Genomic DNA, 18,476 nt, shown 5'->3' with positions numbered 1-18,476 from the left:
TGTGGAGTATCCACAATTCTGCCTGTCTTATAATTTGGAACTTTTGGCCGCTCGCCCGGGATCGGCGGCGGGAGTGTTGTTCGGTCGCCCGTTGCGATACCACAGCATGAGTACGCCCCCCACGCCGGCGATGACAAGTCCCACATCCTCGTAGATCGTGAGGTGCAAGGCGGCGGAAAAACCGATCAGCGACCAGAAGGCCGGTATGACCAGCAGCCACAGCGGCACGCCCCCCCGGGCCTGGAGGAGCACCCCAAACGTGAATATGGTAGTAGGACACGGGGCTACACCAAACACCGGCGATTCGGGGTAACCATGCCCCAGCAAGTAGCCGAGAACCGGATAGATAACCATCGCGTAGAGGATAAACAGCATCCCCGTACTCCCGTAGCTGTCTCTGTGGAATCCATAGTAGAGTTTTACTTCACTTCGACTGAGCATCACAAAAGCAATCCCCTGGACCATAAAAAAGGTGCCGAATATATAGGCCGCAGGATTTATGGCGGCAAAAAAAACCATGTGATAGGCCACCCCCATCCAGATCCAAAACAGGCCAAGAATGCTGTTGATATAGGTATCTGCCGATCCCCGCCTCTTGTTGACCAGTAACCACAGGATCACACCCCCGAGCATATACCCGACCCCCTGGGCCGGCCAAATGGCCTGATTGTACTCCCGGAACACTTGCAGAAATTGTTCTGTGGTAAAAGGGAAATCCCCCATCGCTGATGTATTGAAATACAAGTTACCATCCATCATACGCCTTTGTCAGACCGGAAGGGGAAGGGATACCTGCTAATTCGTTGTAAGGTAATCGCCTACTGCTCACAGCCGGGAATACAAACATACGATTACAATTGGTACAGGTAATGCCCTACAGCTGCCATTTTGAAAAATGACTATTTACCGGCATAACCATAACCAATTATTAAAATAAGCGTCTGATGAAAAATCCAATCTTGCTACTCCTGTGTTCCGCGGCCCTGTTTGCCGGCTGTACCAGCTCCGGAGCGTTTCTCTCAGCCAATCAAACTATCGTCAATCTGAACGAGGGCAATTATACCATTGCAGCTCCCGGCGTGTCAGGCGAATCGGAAGCCGCCTACCTCCTTGGGTTGAGCTACTCCAATGGATTTGCAGCTACTACACTGGCCATCGCCCGGGTGGAAGGCAGCGGCATGCTGTACGCCGAGGCACTGGAAAACCTGTGGGCAAACTACGAAAGCGACCATGGCCCGAATACCGACCGCAAACTGGCGCTCACAAATGTACGCTACGATACCGACATCCTGAACCTGATTCTGTATACCAAAGTAAAAATTACCGTCCGGGCAGATATCGTCGAATTCGAATAAATGCTACCTCACAGGTTTATTGAAGAGCAATGCAAGAGTGATTATTCCTGTTTTACCTGGATACGGCAGAATCAATGAACAGATGAGACGCGTACTGGCTATACCCATGAGAAAACTATTCGTCATTCTTTGCGTTGCCATCATTTCCGGCTGCGGCAGTGTGAGCAACCCGGAAGCAGCGATTGACACTCTACAGGATCGACCGGGGATAACTCCTCTCCAGCTAAAGAATATAGCCCGTACCCTCCGCTGCTATCCCAACCTGACCCAGCTTTCCATAGCTTTTATTAACGACAGGAACAGCATTTTTTACGGAGCCATACGCAAGAACGACACGTTGAAGACCATTCGTAATGACACCGCTGCTTTTGAAATTGGCTCCCTGTCGAAAGTGTTCACATCAGCCCTTCTTGCGGACCTGGCATACCGCGAAAGGCTGTATATAAACCAGTCAATCCAGGATTTTTTGGACTTCCCCCTTAATGGCTCCGCCCGTATTACTTTCAAAGAACTGGCCAATCATACTTCCGGACTGCCTCGTATTCCACCCGGCTTTGTCTGGGAATCCCTCGGGCACATGGACAATCCCTACAAAAATTATGGGGAAGAGAAACTACGCCAATACATGCGTAAGGAGATGGAACCGGAACATGAACCGGGAACATTTTTCCAGTATTCCAATATCGGGGTGGGCATGCTCGGCTATGTGCTCACCCAAGTTGAAGAGCAGCCCTATGAGTCCCTTCTCCAGCAGAACCTGGTTCAGCCGCTGGGGATGCGGCATACCACAACAAAGCGTTCCCTGGTCAAAGGACAGCTTGTAACCGGGCTAACCAAACGGGGGCAGCCGGCTGCAAACTGGGACCTGGGAGCACTCCCGGGGGCAGGAGCTATTCTATCTACCGCCGAAGACCTGGTAACATTCGGGCAAACTTATTTTAACCCGGCAGCCCACCCGATGCAGCTGCAGTAGCTAAAGACGTTCAGCATAGATGCACATATGGATATCGCTCTCGGCTGGTTTATCCTCAAGCGGGGTTCCACCCGCCAGTGGCTCTGGCATAATGGAGGGACCGGCGGCTACCGCTCTTCCATGGTACTGGATACCGGCAACCGACAAGGAGTCGTCGTATTGTCCAACATCTCATCCGGTCACCGGGATGCAGCGCGCATTGATTCTTTGAGTTTCACACTGCTCCAGCACATGGCGTCTGAGACAGATTCACCATAACCCCATAACAACCAACTATACTGAACTTTTTATTCCCTGATTACCCTGCTCCACGGTCTTATACATCTCAGGGGGAAAGCCTTTCAGCTTACAGAAATCGAACAGCTGAGGTTGCCCATATCGAAACCCGCCGGTCTCTTCTGGCTGCTCGGCTCTTTTGTTGATGATAGCAGCAGGCCGTACCTACCTTCTTAAGATTGCCTGGTGGTGGATAATAGGTATCGCTCTACCCGTCCTTTCACAGATGCTTATCGTGCTTTATTGGCCGGTTGCCAAATACGGTATATCAGCCAATATCCTCATTGCCCTCTTTCTATGGATCAGTCGCCATTACCAGACTTCGGCCTGCGGTCCCCCGGCTGTGAAAACTGTTTTTCGACGGCATTGAGACAGAGCCTGTCAAGCTTAATCTGGTTGGAACAGTGCGGGATGGTATTGCATGTCACCACCCGGCTGGTATAGGCCTGCATCAACTTTTGATAGGCGCTGCCTGAGAAAACGGCATGTATGCCAATACAGACCGGGGGCTTCATGTCCGCCTCTTCCAGTAGTTCAACCGTTTTCAGCATGGTTTCTCCTGTAGAAATAATATCATCCAGCAGCACCGGGGTATGATCCCGGTAATGATCTATGTCGGGCAGCCTTATTTTCACCTCCCGGTCTCCGCGACGGGCTTTTTCCAGGATCATATAAGGCGTTCTGCTCTCATCAGCCACTTGGGATACCCATTGTGCACTCTCCTGGTCCGGGCCGATAAGCACCGGCTTCTCTACATGCCTTTGAACCCAGCTTGAAACAGGCCCCGCAGCATGTAAGATGGTGGTCGGCACCCGGTAAATGCCGCCAAGTGTGGTTCGGCGGTGCAGGTGCGGGTCGATAGTGATCACCGATCCTGCAAACCGGGAGAGGAGTTCAGCAAAATATTTTGACGTCACCCCCTCCCCCTCCTTAAACTGCCTATCCTGGCGCATATAGGCCAGGTAGGGAGCCAGCAGGCAGGTACTATGCCCCCCGAGATCCGTAATGGTCTGTGCCAGAAAGTAGAGCGGCATAACTTTGCGATCCGGGCGGTCGAGGGTGCAGATCAGGATACACCTTCTTCTTTTAACCTCGGTACAGAGCCGCACGTAGGTTTCGCCATCCGGGAAAGATCGAAACTCAGCCTTTCCCAGCTCAAGGGATCCCATTTCTGCTATTGAACGGGCTAATCGTTCATTTCCCGGCAGGGCAAACAGGAGCGGTTTCATGAGGTTATCTCCAGAATATCGGGTTGAGTGTCAATATACTCTAGGGCATACTCAAGCGTGCCCCGGGTTTCGGCATGGACAGTAAACAGCGGCTGCCCGCTCTCCACCCTGTGCCCGGGCACTGCCTGAAGCATCAGTCCTGCCGTGGGATCGTGCGGGGCACCGGCCAGCTTTGCTACTTTGGCCAGTCTGCGGTTGTCTATGGACAAAATGAACCCGCTGTGTCCTGCTTTTATCTCACGGGTATATGGAGCCTTTCCGGGGATCCTGAATCCCCCCTGCGCTTCACAAATGGCATAGAACTTTTCCCACGCTTTGCCGCTGCGCAAAATGGCGTCGGCTCTGGCCGGACCATCCCCTTCAGCCGCCTGTCCCGTCAATTCCAAGAGACTGCCCGCCAGCATCAGCGACCGCTGCCTCAGATCATCCGGCGCGTCTTGATCATTCCGGAGTACTGAAAGAACATCCGCAGCCTCCAGGGCCGGCCCGATACCACGCCCCACCGGCTGTATACCTTCGGTCAGAATAACCTTAACCTTCAGATCGATGGCATCAGCGACCAGTTCAAAATACCTGCTGAGCTGCTGTGCTGCCTCGGGGGTTCTTACTTTGGCTGTCGGACCAACGGGCATATCAATGACCACATGGGTAGAACCGGCAGCGACCTTCTTAGAGAGTACCGAGGCAATCATCTGCCCCTCACTGTCAATATCCAGTGCCCGTTCCACCCCGATCAGGATATCATCGGCGGGACTTAAATTTACTCCGGATCCCCAGACCACGCATCCCCCCACCTGTTCTACTACTTGCCTAACATGATCCATAGAAAGATTCACCGGGGCCATGGTTTCCATGGTATCAACCGTGCCTGCCGGAGATGTAATGGCCCGGGAGGACGTCTTGGGAATCGCAAGACCTGCAACAGCCGCAATGGCCACAATAATGGGCGTCGTACGGTTGCCCGGAAGTCCGCCTACACAATGCTTATCAGCAATAATCTCCCTGTTCCACTGCAGACGTGAACCCGTACTGACCATCGCCCTTGTCAATGCTATGATCTCGTCAAGCTGAAGCCGTTCTCCCGCACAGCTGGTTACAAAAGCCGCCAGCTCAGGTGTTGAATACTTGTGGTCGATGATATCGGCAATAATCTGATCGTAGTCCCCCCGCTCCAATGTCTCACCGTAGATTTTGGCCCTGACTCTGCTCATGGATTGAGCCGGCTGCAGGTGGCTGAAATGGATTTCATCCCCCTCGCGGGCCTCGAGCTTGTTCCATGCGCTCGTTGACAAGCTTGCCTCATCCCGGGCAAGGAGATCCGAATGGATAACATTCAGCGTAGCAATAATGGTCGTATTGCCGACCCTCACCATCACTCGCGTAAGCGCTTCAAACCCCTCGGAGATGCACACCGGGCAATCGGAGCGCATATAGACTACAAACTCCTTCTGGGTATCGATACCCAGCCATTTCAACCTCAGATTCGTTAAACCACTGTCCATAACATACTCTCTACAAGGGTAACGTTGCTATATCATAAAGTTCCGGTATCTCCGACTGCCAGTCAAAAACATCTTTCAATTTAACGCGCAGCGTATCTGAAGCCTGCGCTTCACCGTGAACGATAAACACTCGTTCCGGCTTTTCAGTAATTTCAGCAAGCCAGTCAAGCAACTCCCGCTGGTCGGCGTGCCCGGATAACCCCTCTAGATACTCAACACGGGCCCGCACCGGGTGATACTTTCCATAAAATTTCAACTCTCCCGCCCCCTGCAGCAGCTGTCGGCCGCGTGTCCCCTCAGCCTGGTAGCCTGCCAGCATAACCGTTGTTTCCGGACGGGCTATATACTGCTGCAAATAGGTAAGGACCCGCCCGCCGGTGACCATCCCACTGCCGGCAATGACTACTTTGGGACGCGGATCATCGATAATGTCCCAGGTTTCGCGGTAGGATTGAACTACACGTATTCGATAACACATCTCGGCACACTCTTCAGAACTCAGGGTGTGCCAGTCGTGGTGCTTGTGAAAGAGCTCCAGCACATTAGCACCCATCGGGCTGTCCATAATTATAGGAAGCGAGGAAGGCAGTTCGCCCCGTCGATCGAGCTGCCATAGCAGATACATCAGCAGTTGCGTTCGTTCCACGGCAAAGCTGGGAATAATTACCGTTCCCTGCCTTTGGACTGTATCATTGACCACCTGTTTTATCCGCTCCATGATATCCTCATCCGGATGGAAACGGTCGCCATAGGTACTCTCGATCAGAAGCACATCCGCTTTATTCGGCTTTTTAGGTGCACGCAACAATGGATCCACAGGACGTCCCACATCTCCTGAAAAAACGATCCTTTGTCCCGGGACATCCATTTCTATAAAAGTGGCCCCTAATATATGCCCGCTGTACTCGAATCGAATGCGGAGATCAGGATCAATATCTATCCACTTTCCCTCCTCCTGAATCTCAAAAAGGGGGAGTGTATGTTCCACATCATCGGTAGTGTATAAAGGTAAAGCCGGCTGATGTCTTGTAAAACCGGCCTCATTAGCCCTGTCCGCATCCTCCTCCTGGATTTTAGCACTATCGCGAAGAATAACCTCAGCAATGTCAAGCGTCGGCGAGGTTCCCCAGACAGGTCCCCCGTACCCCCGGCGCACCAGGCGTGGTAAAAACCCGGTGTGGTCCAGGTGCCCGTGGGTAAGCAGCACAAGGTCAAGCTGCGAGCTGGGAACAGGCAAGTCTTCCCAGTTCAACGTGCGCAGCTTTTTGACCCCCTGGAATAAACCGCAATCAATAAGTATTCTTTTCCCCTCAAGCTCGAGAAGGTACTTTGAACCCGTTACCGTTCCGGCCCCGCCGAGGAAATGTATGTTGATGGTATCAGCCATTGTTCTGTTGATTAGCATTGCATATGTCCCGTGCCTCTTCGCGTACTCGTACTTTTTTCAGGGCATCTATGTTCAGATGACTGAGCACCTGCTCGTCCTCACTGAGTTGCATGCAGAATACAACGTCACGCTTCAGCAACTCCTGTTTTTCCTTCTTGCCAAGAGACGAAAGACAGGTTATGGGATGAAGATTCACGCGGCTGATCAGATCTTTAAGCCCTTCGTGCCGGGGATAATCCCAGCTCAACAGCTTTAGTCTCACACATTTGCCATACTGCAGGGCATGCTGGGTAAATCGCGTATTCGTAACCACCCACCCGCGGTGCAGTTTATCTTTGTGCCCGGGTAGACTGCTCCATTTTTTCTCCAGATCCTTGAAGCGGGATTGTATATAGAGAGGGACCTTGACATCTGATTTATGGCCCTGGTGATTATGAAATTTACATTCTATCATAAAGCGCTTGTCGTCCTTTTCAGCAATCACATCTATTTCATGAGACACGCACTCACCCTCTACAATCACCCCTGTCCGACTGGTATATCCAAGCCTTTTGAGCATCTCGCTCACAAATTTTTCAAATGGAAAACCGGTGGGACCAAGTTCCAGGATGGCCTCCTTGAGCCTGTAGCGCCCGGCCAAACGATCCGAGGAGTGCCGAAGCCGGCGAAAAGCCTCCCGGTATATTTTCTGCGTAGAAATACCCTCATAAAGCAGATCCCCCATAGAACGTGCTATCTGGTCTATCGTATCCTTATCGGCACCTGCACTAGCCAGTGAGCGGCGCAACTTTGCCTCATTGTATTCTTCTTGCTCTCCTGACGCCTTGATAACTTTCATATCACTCACTTCTCCCTCCTCTTCAGAATTCGCTGTATTCCAAGCCGGCAAACAATACTTCTGTCTACAGCACTTGTAAAACTGCACTCAATAGTTATGAGAATCTTTGTATAAACATATTACATACTCACAACTAATATTGCTACACCCATATGCACAATTTTGTAAAATCAGGGCGTATAAACCTGCCAGCATCAACATGGGAGGTATAAAAATAGCCTGTATCCCTGTCTGGCGATACAGGCGATTAACTACAATGTTTTTTGATCAAAGCTGCAGCAAGAATCAGGCTGCCGTACGTTTAGCTACCCCTTCTGTTCTACAGCTATTCGATTTGTCCGCGCACTTCGCCGGAGGGATGCTGCGTCGTATGAACATTCACATAGGTATTTCCGGCTTCCATTTCATCAATCAAAGCATCCAGTGTCGCTCCCTCCAATGCCCCTGTAAGATCATCGGCTGTAATTTCGCCTTCAGCCAGTACTCCCTGGAAGGGTCCCTCAATAAGTTTCGGGGGAGGCGAAGCAGGGTAGAGCCAAACGACCACGCCCCCGTTTTCATCGGGAGGTGCAACGTGTATATGAGCCATCAACACATTCTCGATATTGGATACTAAGAGTTTATAGTAAATAGACGTGCCTTCCTTGTTTACTTTGAACAGGGCCTGTCCCTCGGCCTTTGTTTCAACGGGGGGAACTTCGTTTCTACCCTTGAGATGAGTGCGGAAATTGCGCTGTTCATGATCGGCTGCTATATGAGCCTTTCCCTTGACCTCCTGCAGGGCCGTGGCTTGTTCCTGCCCGGGCTGCGTGGATTTGACCGGTTGGTCTTCGCACCCATACCCCGTCAATAATGTACCTGCCAGTAATCCGATGATCCATCCTTTATTGGTCTTCATAATAATCCCTCTTATTTATTCTGGTTTGTGACATGATGTGCAATCCTGCCTTATCTCCTACAGCTATTCCCTTTAACCGTTAACGAAGACGTGCTGCTGCAGCGGCAAGGATTAGCAACACCTTTCTAGTCTATACAGAAAACCGGGTGCTGGGGTTGCCTTACCCTACAGATTGGAATCCCGGAACAATACTTTCTTTATTATCCAAATCAACTTGATTCGCTAACCTGCTATTAATACATTAGTTACAGATAAATACAAGAGAGAGCCATTGGCGGGGCGTCATTTACGGGGATAAACAGACACCTCTATAATCGTTGAGCAAAGAAGACCTCTTTCCATTCGCTCGCTCACTAACATCAAAATCATTCAACGGAGAATAGTTATGAAATCAACACAATTGCTGTTGCTGTCGGGAATATGTTTAGCTGCAACTTTTTTCACATTGAGCTGTGATAACAGAATAAGCAGTTCAAGTGATTCAACTACAGAGATCGAATCGATTGAAAAAAAGTCGAATACCAGCCATGCCCCGGGTGGAACGGCCTCTTGTAAAAGTGCTGGCGACACCGGCCAGACGGCCCTATACGTCAACCAGTCCGTAAAAAATGCCACCATCAATTTTACAAATCATGATTGCGACATCGCGATCTATTTCGATGAAAATGCCCCTGAAAATGCCATGGTACAGAATACCACCATTATTCAAGAGACGGGAAATAGTGGAGAAAAAACCGGTATATGGAACCAGGGTGGAAATGTTACAGTGCATCATTCAGCGTTTTCGACAGATTTTGCAGGCCAGTATATCCCCATTCGATTTGAGGATGGGGCCCGGGGAATGGTTTCTATGAACAAAGTGACTGGCAACCACCGGGTTGCCATAGTGGTGCGCGGCGCTCTTACCGAAGTAACCATCAAGGGTAATACCATTGCCGGAAGCGGCCCAAAAAAAGGAGACTGGGCTGAAAATGGCATCCAGGTAGACGGGGAAGCCACAGCTGCTATTATTAATAACGACATAAGTGGCCATTGGTGGGATGGCGATTCAAATTTCGCTTCATCCGCAGTCTCTATGCTTGGCGCATCGAACTCCAGGGTCACGAATAATACTTTTCAGAATAATGAAGTGAGCATTGTTCTCTTTGGCACGGGAAATAAAGTTACCGGCAACAGCACAAGCTCTCAAATTGTCAGTCAGTCTGAGTTTGATTTCAAAGCCTACGGTGCCTGGATAGGGGGCAGCGACAATCATCTGGCCGGAAACACCTTCAGCAGTCCCCCGGGGACCGGTGCTGTGGGAATCTACATATTTCCCGGAAGCCCGAACGCCAGGGTAACCGGCAATCACGTCCACGGCTTTACCACTGCTATCTTCGACGGTACAGGGGATGCCATGATAAAAGGAACGCCCACACCCCTGCAGGGGATATAAATAGGAGCCGCTTTATTCAGCTGTGTTCAATTTTTCAAAGGGGAGGACCACTTTTACGGGTCTTCCCTTTCCTGAAATCAAAATAAGGATAACCTTCGTCTATTGTACGACCCGGCCTATACCTCAGCAGTCCCATATCTTACATAACATTGACAGTATCAAGATGCCTTGGGCAGGCTGAATTTAAAGGTTGTTCCCTCTCCCTCCCTGCTCTCTACCGCAATTTCTCCGTCCTGCTTTTCCAAAAATTCCCTGCACAGCTGCAGGCCAAGTCCGCTTCCGCTTTCGTTATTCGTGCCAAGCCGCGGTTTACCGCCCTCTGAAAAAAGCCACTCCCTGTCTTCTTCCGAGATGCCGATCCCCTGGTCGGCGACCTCAAACACAACCGAGCCGTCTGTATTTTCAGCTGTGCGTACCACCACATCATCCCCTTCGTGGGAAAACTTGATGCTGTTCGACAACAGGTTCCGTACTACAAGCGAAAACAGGTTCAGGTCAGCCTGAACCTGAATATGGTCGGGGACCTCATTTCGCAATGATATTTTTTTGCCCTGCGCCTGGAACTCAAAGTTCTTGATTACCTCCTCGACGATGTCATGCGCTTTCAGAGAAATCGTGTTGACTTCCAGTCCTGACATTTGCTCACGCGCCCAGGCCAGCAGGTTATCCATCATGTTGATATTCTGGCTGATGCGCATTTTCAAGCTGGTACTCACCTCTTCAACCTCCTCCCTGCTTAACTTTTTCCGTTCCAGCATCTGAAGCATAACCTTCATAGATGCCATCGGTGAGCGCAGGTCGTGCGAGATAATCGCCAGTATTTTATCCTTGACCTGATTGAGCTCCCGAAGCTGGCGTTGCTGGGACTCGAGTTTTGCATTGGCCTTTTTCTTCTCTGCATTATACCGCGACAACAGCAACAGCAGTATGGATATGATAAAAATAATGGCAACGGTACCCCCTATCATCCAGTTCTGGACTGCAATACGCGCCTGCTGCTGCTCCTGTTTCTCCTGCAGCAGCTGGTTGATTTCCTCCTGGCGGCGCAGCCCCAGTTTGGTTTCCGCTTTTTCAATCTCCTGTTGGCGGGATACATTCTGCAGGCTGTCTGATATCACTACAAATTTCTCGTGGTAGTTCAAGGCTTCTTCATACGCACCCTGGCTTTTCATCAAATCATACAGGCTTTCCAGGGCATCCCGCTCCAGCGGGGCGATACTTATTTTCCGTGCAATGTTTAACGCCCGTTTATAATAGTTTTCTGATTTCGAGAAGTTGCCCCGCAATTCCGCCACATTGGCCAGCCCGCCGTAATTATAGATTAATCCCTGCGGGATACCCGCTTTTTTACAGTACTCCAGCGACTGCAGGTAATACGCTTCGGCCTTGTCCAGTTCTCCCTTTTTCTTGTAGAGCTGTCCCATATTATAATAGATCTGGAAGGGAGGAGTGTTCTTTCGTACTTCTTCATCCAGCTTAACAGCCCGTTGATACAGCGAAATGGATCGATCGAAATTCCCCAGTTGATCCTGGGAAATCGCCAGGTTGACAACGGAGCGCAATAGCCCAACCCGGTTATTAATCTGCCTATTCATTTTGATTGCCTGCTGGAGGTGGTGTTCCGCCTCCTCGTACTGGCCATAATTATTGTAAGCCACTCCAATATTATTGAGGGCCGTCGCCAGCAGGACACTGTCGGCGGTGGCTTCTGCAATGTCGATGCTTCTGAGATAATGATTGAAGGCAGAACCGAAATTCCCCGTTTCCTCGTGTACCGTTCCCTTGTTCAGCAGAATCCTGCCATATATCCGGGGCTGGCGCACCGAGTCAACCAGGGCGCTGGCCTCCTCCTGCCGGGCAATCGCCTCTTCATACCTTCCCATATCCATGTATGATCGGCCCAGCAGCGTTAAAACCTCGGCTTTTTTTGCCATTTCTGAAAATTTATTCAACAACCCGGCGAGTATTTTTTCGGCCGAATCGGGGTTATTATTGCTCAGGTAACTGTCGGCCAGCTGGATCTTCACCAGCTGCTCAAGATTGGACTTCCCCACCGATTCAACCACCGGCTGGGTTTTTTTAAGCAGTTGTATCGACTCCTGTATCTCGCCCACCTTCTTCAGGGAATCCGCCCGCCCGACAATGAGCATGATACGGTCGTTCATCGAAAACGCCTGAGCCTGCTTTTCCGATGGCGCCGGTTGCTGTTTTATCTGCCCAGGTGCAGAAAAAACAACAACAAAAAGAAATAATATCAAAGAAACCAACCGCATATTATCCAAATAACCTAACGTCCTTTATTATCGCTCCAATAAACCTAAATCCTGTGGTTTTTACCAAAATAAATTTCATCATCTAACATATCCTGTCCATTATTTGAATACTATTGGAGATCTGTTTCATAAAAAGCAATAGATATAGATCAATAAAACTTCACCATGTGGATATTCTGGAGATGCTGGTTATTATAGCTATTCTAAAAATTTATATTGACAGAATAAATTAAAGATTCCGCGGAACGATAGGCAAATGAAATAAATTATCGATAACTCTAAAATCCATTTATCGATACAGCTGAGAATGAAAGTAAGCATGAGTGCAGGAATTACTATTCTGAAACGATAACCCATAGTTAACTTTTAACACTACTTGAACGTCACTATGATCATCCTGGTAATTGAGGGAACCTACCCGTGGTACAGAGGGGGAGTCAGTGAATGGGTGTCACAATACCTGGGAGCATTTGAAGATACAGAATTTGCACTACTTCAAATTGCCACTGACCCCTTCAGGAATGCTTCCATACAAGACGCCCTGTATGAGGTCCCGTCTCATGTGACTCATTTTCTTCGGTTCCCACCCCCCATAATCGATATTGACTGGGAACAGGATATGAAGGACTGGGCCGCAGAGTCTGTCCGAAGAATAGATCGCAGGATTATCGATAATGCGAGCTGTGTGCATGTCGCCAACACCGGATTTGCAGGATGGCTGGGGATGGCCCTGGCTCAGCAGTATGACACCCCCTTGCTACTGACCGAACATGCCCTCTACTGGAAAGAGGTCGATATGGGTGCCGTAGCCCTGGAGTGCGGATATGAGATTTCAGAAGCCCATGGCGGAAAGAAGTTTATCTCTCATCTTTTCAGAAAGACGGCCCAAAAAGTATATCAGGCATCCGATCTTATAATCTCAGTTTCTGAATGCAATATGGCCGACCAGCGGTTGCTGGGTGCCCGTGATATAGCGTATATTCCCAATGGGGTGGAGGCCTCCTGGTTATTGGACGAGAAACCCTGGTCCGGCATGCTCACGCTCGGATGGATTGGCCGATGTGCTGAAATGAAGAATCCTCTGAAATTTATTGCCCTTGCCCGGGAACTCGGTGAAAGGGCCCGGTGCGTCATGATGCTGTCCGATGCCGGTGAAAAACAGCTGGCGCAGAAGGTCTGTACGCTTGCAAAGACGATCCCAAACCTGACACTCATCTGGGACCAACCTGCCAGGGCACACATCGATACCATGGATGCCCTCTGTATCACCAGTCACAACGAATCACAGCCCCTGGTTTTATTTGAGGCTCTCTCCAGGAGAATACTCCCCGTGGGCTGGCGGGTCGGTGATGTTACAGAAAAATATGCGGTAACCTTTGATGATGCCTGTCCCATTCCCGTCTTTGCCGATGCTGTTTTGCAGCTGTGGGCAGACAAAAAACAATGGCGCGAAAAAGTTGATCACTGCCACCGGAGGGTCAAAGAAAAGCATACCTGGCGCATCATCTTTGAATCCTACAGAAAAGAACTTTCCTCCTGCCTGACGAGCAGTGCCCGGCCGTCATAAATTCCGGGGCTTAATATTTCGAAATACACTGGACTCACCCACTACCTGTCTAAGTTCGTTCAATTTTTCCCGGGACCGGTGCCAATCGCTCATTTCCCCCGTTCCAACAATATACAGTCCCCGTACGGGATCAATGCTCAGGGAAATTTCATACTCATCAATTTTTTCCCGGATGCCAGCAGCGAACTCCCGGGCATGATCCCTGTCTGTAAAAGAACCGAACTGAAAACGATAGGTAACCGGCACCATATTACTGTCAGCATCCGTCGAATAAACAGACGTCGCATGCTCCATCGCGCCGTTTTTGTCCCTTATCCAGCCTGCCGCTTTTTCCCGGCTTGCAAAGCTTTCGTCCCCCCGTAGAACAATTTGGTTTTGTTGTTGGTCGTAAAAAAGGCTGGCTATAATATTGTGCTTCTGCTGATGTCGCCTGACCAGTGCGATGGCTTCGGGCAGGGTCTCCTCGCGGCCCAGCTCAACAGAATAGCTCTCCCCGGATGCTTCCCGTCGTACCTCCGTTCGGGGGTGTACCACAAACTCAACACCAGTACGTACCTGCTGTTCCAGGGGAGGGTGAAGTTCTACCAAGGTCGTGTCTTCTGCGGCCCTGAAGGTTGAATCTGCAGGATGCAACCAAAGTCTGTACGCCCCCTCAACCATATTTTCTATAAAAAAAGAGCCATCGTAGTACGTCTTTACCATTCCCTCTCTCCTTCCATCCACCCTGCGGTAATAGACCCGGTGATTATGCAGGCCAACCGAAGCCACGGAATCGGGCAGTGAAATTTGTCCAAGAATATGATACAATGGTGACTGCGTTCGTCTGCCGGCAAGATCTGGCAAAACAGTCTCGCGGGTTGGAAGGGACCGGTCGGAAGGGCTGCGGCGATCTTTTCTTTCGGGTTCGGGGAACCCCCGGGGAATGTCGAACCGCAGCGAAAAGCTGAACTGGTTGGATTGATAGGCCTCACTGCTGGAAAAATACCCTCCCAGCTCAATGGATGCATAATCGGTGAGGGGGGCGGATACAGACGCATTCAGGGAGCCGAATACCGGGGTATCCTTGTCATGATTAGCCCTGGTCTGGATCCGGATATCGGTACTGCTTTCCGGAAGTACATACGAAGCTGCGAGCCCCCCGCCGGATGTAATCAGGTTATCTGGGGTGAAGTAAGGAATTCCTGAATTGCGGTGCACCGTGGCATCTGCGTAAGAGATGTATGCCGTAGGCGAAAGTTCGACCAGTCCGATATCAAAAGGAAAGATAAACCCGGTCATCCCTGCCTCATAGTGGAACACACGGTCGCTGTAATACCGTGCCTGCCCCGATAGGGCGGTTCGGAAGTACTGATCCACCCATCGGTCCTCTCGGTAAATCGTCGTCCGCAGCTCTTTGATATCGGCCTCGATAGCCGCATTGGTATACACAGGATTGAAGCTGAATTCACTGCTTGTGTACGAACGGTCGCCGGCATAAGCAAATCCTGTTTTGACTGACGAAAAAAACCGGTCGCGCCGGTACTGCACCCCTCCCCCCATATGAACCTGCAGGCGTTCTTGCATAAAACTCCGGCCATAGTCATAATTGATCTTGTATAGCCGTTCTTCCCGAAGCTGACGGCTCACCCGCGAACCTACAAACAGATTGGAAAGGGCCAGCGTATGGATGCCGCTGCCGCCTGATTGCAAACGGGTTCTGAGCCCGGCCTCGGCAACAGTATTGTCAAAATTGTCGGTCCGGTATGAACCGTAGGGATTAACACTGAATCGGTGATTAGCCGCATATTGCTCGTACAGCTGGCTTCGAAGTGTATCGTTAAAAAAAGAGGGATAAGACTGGTACAGATCCAGACGTTCCTGGTAGGGCATGTATCCCACTTCCGTATGAATAACCCTGTCGACACTGTCCGGCTTCTGATTCTCCAGGAAAGGACGCAAAACGGAATAGGCTTCCTTGCGAAACCCCTGGTACAGCAGGTTCAGTCCAATATATGAACGCAGAGAATCGGATTGCGGATTCTGCTGAAGCGCCCTGAGGCCCCGGGATCGGAATTGCGCTGAATCAGTATCCGCCCGCAGTTGCTGCCAATAAAACCTGGTTGACGGATCAAACACAAAAGCCCGGTCGGCCCACTGCACGGCTCTGACATAATTCTGCTGACCGGCATATAGGTACGCCAGCTCATCAGCAAAAGGCCGCAACTGCTCATAGGTCCGGGGTGGAAACTGCTCCACGAGTTCCAGCGTGGCCTCAGTGGAATCGTACCAGAACGATCGCTGGAGCGTAAAGGCATAGAGCGTATCCGACCGGGGGACCGTACGGATGAGCTCCTGTGCCGCATTCTTTGCAATATCCCATGTAGAATCGGTGGCAAAAGTCCAGGCCACCCGTTGGTTTATATCGACTCGCTCCGGGAAAAGCTCATGTTCGCGCAGCAGCCAGGTACGCTGAGTTGGCAGATCCGGCCAGCCGTACCGGCTAGCAACGGTATCCCTGAGTTGCAGCGTGGTCGTATCCGGATACTGGGGCCACCGTCGTTCCAGGAGTTCCCAGGAGGCTTCCGGCTGTCCCTCCCAGCCGTAGAACGTTAACAGCCGTTCAATCTGCATGGGATCCCACTGCCGTTGATTCAGAATACGCTCCTCGAGCAAGGGGATCACTGCTTCGGTTTGATCGATGCCGGCAGCGACTCGTACAATCTCAGCCAAAAGCTGATCAGACTGCGGATTTTGTGCATAGGCTTCCTTAAGACTGTCCAGCCCCCGGACGGTAAAGGAGAGACCGGGATTCTGGACGTTGTTTCTGACCTGCTTGTAATTCTCAACCTGTGCATTTAATGCTTCAATAGTCAGGGACCGGCTGCGGGAACGGGATGGGGACAGCCGGGGCAATGCCAGACCTGCCTGTTCCGTGGAAAACTGATAGAGATGCCCCTCCCATATCGATGTTTTGGCAAAGTCAATACTCAGCTCCCGCACCAGTTCCTGCATCTGCGGATCGTCTTCGCCCGGTACATACATGAACCAGTATTTCGTACCGGAACCGGGCACCGATTCAATGGCTCTTAACCGCACAGAATCCTCCGATATTCTATACTGATACGGTGTATGCTGCAGCTGCCTCACTATTTCTGCGCCCCGGTGGGCCGGCAGGAACCGAAGCAGCGGGTACCAGTCTCTTGTATCCTCGAGCCGCTTTTTAAACAGGGGAAACAACCCTGTCCTGCCTCTTCCCAGCCCGCTTTTCCAGCCCAGATTCAGCGGATTCCTGGGATCAAACTCCTCATATTTTCCTCCCTCATCCGTGTCATATACATCATCGGGATGAATAAAGTGATTCCAGACCCCATGCTGCAATAGTTGGCCGTGCTGGGTGAAAATTGACCTGTTCAGATTGTAGTATCCATCTGTCGTCCGTGGATAGGTGTAAAGAGCCGGCGCATAAGGATCCTCCCCGAACCCTCTGCCTCCTCCCTCGGCCACCCTTCCCTGTTTGATGGAACTGAGAATGCGCAGGGCCGGCATCCCCTTGACAAGATTCCTGATCCCTGTAGAATCTATAATATTGTGCGGCGGTATATAGGTGACGGGGTAATCGCCATACCCCTCAATCAGCCACATGCGCCGGGCAGCTTCAGCAGCCAGGAACATGTATCGCGGCATTTTCCAGGGCGCCCTTTCCAGGGAAATGTGATTATATCCGTGAAATCCCAGCTCATGACGGCTTTGCATCACATCCTCGGTAAGCAACGGGCTCACATCACGAACTTCGGGCTCGGCTTCAACTTTACCAATACGCCATTCGTCAAAGTTAAAGGGCGGCAGCATTCTTTGATTATAGTTGAATACCAGGGCTGTTGTGTAGGTAATCCGGAGCGAATCGGCCAGCTCTTTCATGTCCGGCCACCAGATATCATGCACAAACTCAGCCTGTGTGATCCCGTATTCTTCCGCAATGGGCTGTTCCAGGGTGTTGTAGTAGGGTGCGGGAAAATCATCCAGGAAAATGGTTGATACATTACTCACCGGGTATGGGATACCCGGCAGGGTTCTGAGCAGGTTTGAGAAAAAGGCGTGCCTGAAAAGAAAATTGCCAAATGTGTAGCTGTTGTACAGGTATACCCGACCACCGCCGATACGGTGCTCCGTTATCACCGGATAGCTGCGCGGGGATGTCGCCGTCGCTATGACCTCTACCCCCGCTTTAAAAGTGTCCCCTGAAAAGCCCCCGTGGGCATCACTCCAGCCCAGGGAGTCAGCCTCCCCCCTGAAACCGGGGAAAATTTCCCTGTCAAAGATCACCCCTCGTGCTGTTGAGTCCGTCTGTGGTGCCACATTGGGCCTGATGCCCATCAAGAACATCAGCTCCGGGTTCCAGATGGGCCGGGTGATAATCATGTTATTGCCGGCATTCACATAAGGGACAAACTCACGGATATAGGTCGAATCACTCTGCTCTGGGTTGGTTGTCAAAAAGGTCGTCCGCGCCGTTTCGGGTATGGAGGCCGGCGCCGATTGCAGGTCAGTCGCACTGTAGGGTAATTTTGAGGAGGCCAGTATCTCTTCAAGATGATCAAACATGACAACACTGAGCGAATCATCCGCATCGTATACAATATGCACCAGCGGGGCTGATTCCACGGCCGGACCGGGGGCCGCTTCCAGAGGGATCGGATTTGTCCTTTTGTCACAGGCCGCCATTGTCCCTGCCAGGATCAGACCGATAAGGATATATTTTATCAT

11 protein-coding genes and 1 pseudogene are annotated in these 18,476 nt (G+C 51.0%); 4 read left to right on the top strand and 8 right to left on the bottom strand.

The features are described 5' to 3' along the window. Positions 1-27: 27 nt before the first annotated feature. On the bottom strand, positions 28-759 hold the full coding sequence (locus FN808_RS08745; protein WP_185958318.1) for a DUF6064 family protein: 732 nt from the start codon (positions 757-759) through the stop codon (positions 28-30). 185 nt (positions 760-944) lie between these two features. Here FN808_RS08745 and FN808_RS08740 point away from each other — a divergent pair, with 185 nt between their 5' ends. After that, entirely contained in the window at positions 945-1,355 is a 411-nt protein-coding gene (locus tag FN808_RS08740; protein WP_142714185.1) for a DUF6567 family protein, read from the top strand. A gap of 82 nt (positions 1,356-1,437) precedes the next feature. Further along, positions 1,438-2,586, top strand: a pseudogene (locus FN808_RS08735) (serine hydrolase domain-containing protein). 320 nt (positions 2,587-2,906) lie between these two features. On the opposite strand, the gene FN808_RS08725 reads toward FN808_RS08735, so the two are convergent. The 5 genes from FN808_RS08725 to FN808_RS08705 form a co-directional block, all read right to left on the bottom strand. Further along, on the bottom strand, positions 2,907-3,833 hold the full coding sequence (locus FN808_RS08725) for a ribose-phosphate diphosphokinase (protein WP_142714182.1): 927 nt from the start codon (positions 3,831-3,833) through the stop codon (positions 2,907-2,909). Continuing rightward, complete coding sequence (locus FN808_RS08720) at positions 3,830-5,335, bottom strand: thymidine phosphorylase family protein (RefSeq protein WP_142714181.1); 1,506 nt, start codon at positions 5,333-5,335, stop codon at positions 3,830-3,832. The genes FN808_RS08725 and FN808_RS08720 overlap by 4 nt, the downstream gene beginning before the upstream one ends. A gap of 10 nt (positions 5,336-5,345) precedes the next feature. Beyond that, complete coding sequence (locus FN808_RS08715; RefSeq protein ID WP_142714180.1) at positions 5,346-6,722, bottom strand: MBL fold metallo-hydrolase RNA specificity domain-containing protein; 1,377 nt, start codon at positions 6,720-6,722, stop codon at positions 5,346-5,348. Next, positions 6,715-7,560, bottom strand: coding sequence for a restriction endonuclease (locus FN808_RS08710; protein WP_142714257.1), 846 nt, complete (start codon positions 7,558-7,560; stop codon positions 6,715-6,717). Before FN808_RS08710 ends, FN808_RS08715 begins: the two co-directional genes overlap by 8 nt. 325 nt (positions 7,561-7,885) lie before the next feature. After that, positions 7,886-8,458, bottom strand: coding sequence for a CHRD domain-containing protein (locus tag FN808_RS08705; RefSeq protein WP_142714179.1), 573 nt, complete (start codon positions 8,456-8,458; stop codon positions 7,886-7,888). Positions 8,459-8,843: 385 nt separating this feature from the next. Between FN808_RS08705 and FN808_RS08700 the strand changes: the two genes are divergently transcribed. Next, on the top strand, positions 8,844-9,893 hold the full coding sequence (locus tag FN808_RS08700; RefSeq protein ID WP_142714178.1) for a right-handed parallel beta-helix repeat-containing protein: 1,050 nt from the start codon (positions 8,844-8,846) through the stop codon (positions 9,891-9,893). Positions 9,894-10,051: 158 nt separating this feature from the next. Here the strand turns inward: FN808_RS08700 and FN808_RS08695 are convergent, their stop codons facing one another. Continuing rightward, a complete protein-coding gene (locus tag FN808_RS08695) occupies positions 10,052-12,058 on the bottom strand; it encodes a tetratricopeptide repeat protein (protein WP_185958316.1) in 2,007 nt (668 codons plus the stop codon). 496 nt (positions 12,059-12,554) lie between these two features. Here FN808_RS08695 and FN808_RS08690 point away from each other — a divergent pair, with 496 nt between their 5' ends. Continuing rightward, on the top strand, positions 12,555-13,733 hold the full coding sequence (locus FN808_RS08690; protein ID WP_142714176.1) for a DUF3492 domain-containing protein: 1,179 nt from the start codon (positions 12,555-12,557) through the stop codon (positions 13,731-13,733). Here FN808_RS08690 and FN808_RS08685 read toward each other — a convergent pair. Further along, a complete protein-coding gene (locus FN808_RS08685) occupies positions 13,728-18,476 on the bottom strand; it encodes a DUF2194 domain-containing protein (RefSeq protein WP_185958315.1) in 4,749 nt (1,582 codons plus the stop codon). The genes FN808_RS08690 and FN808_RS08685 overlap by 6 nt on opposite strands.

Source organism: Fodinibius sediminis, assembly GCF_900182555.1.
Taxonomy (GTDB): domain Bacteria; phylum Bacteroidota; class Rhodothermia; order Balneolales; family Balneolaceae; genus Fodinibius; species Fodinibius sediminis.
This window is presented reverse-complemented; position numbering and strand designations above follow the sequence as displayed.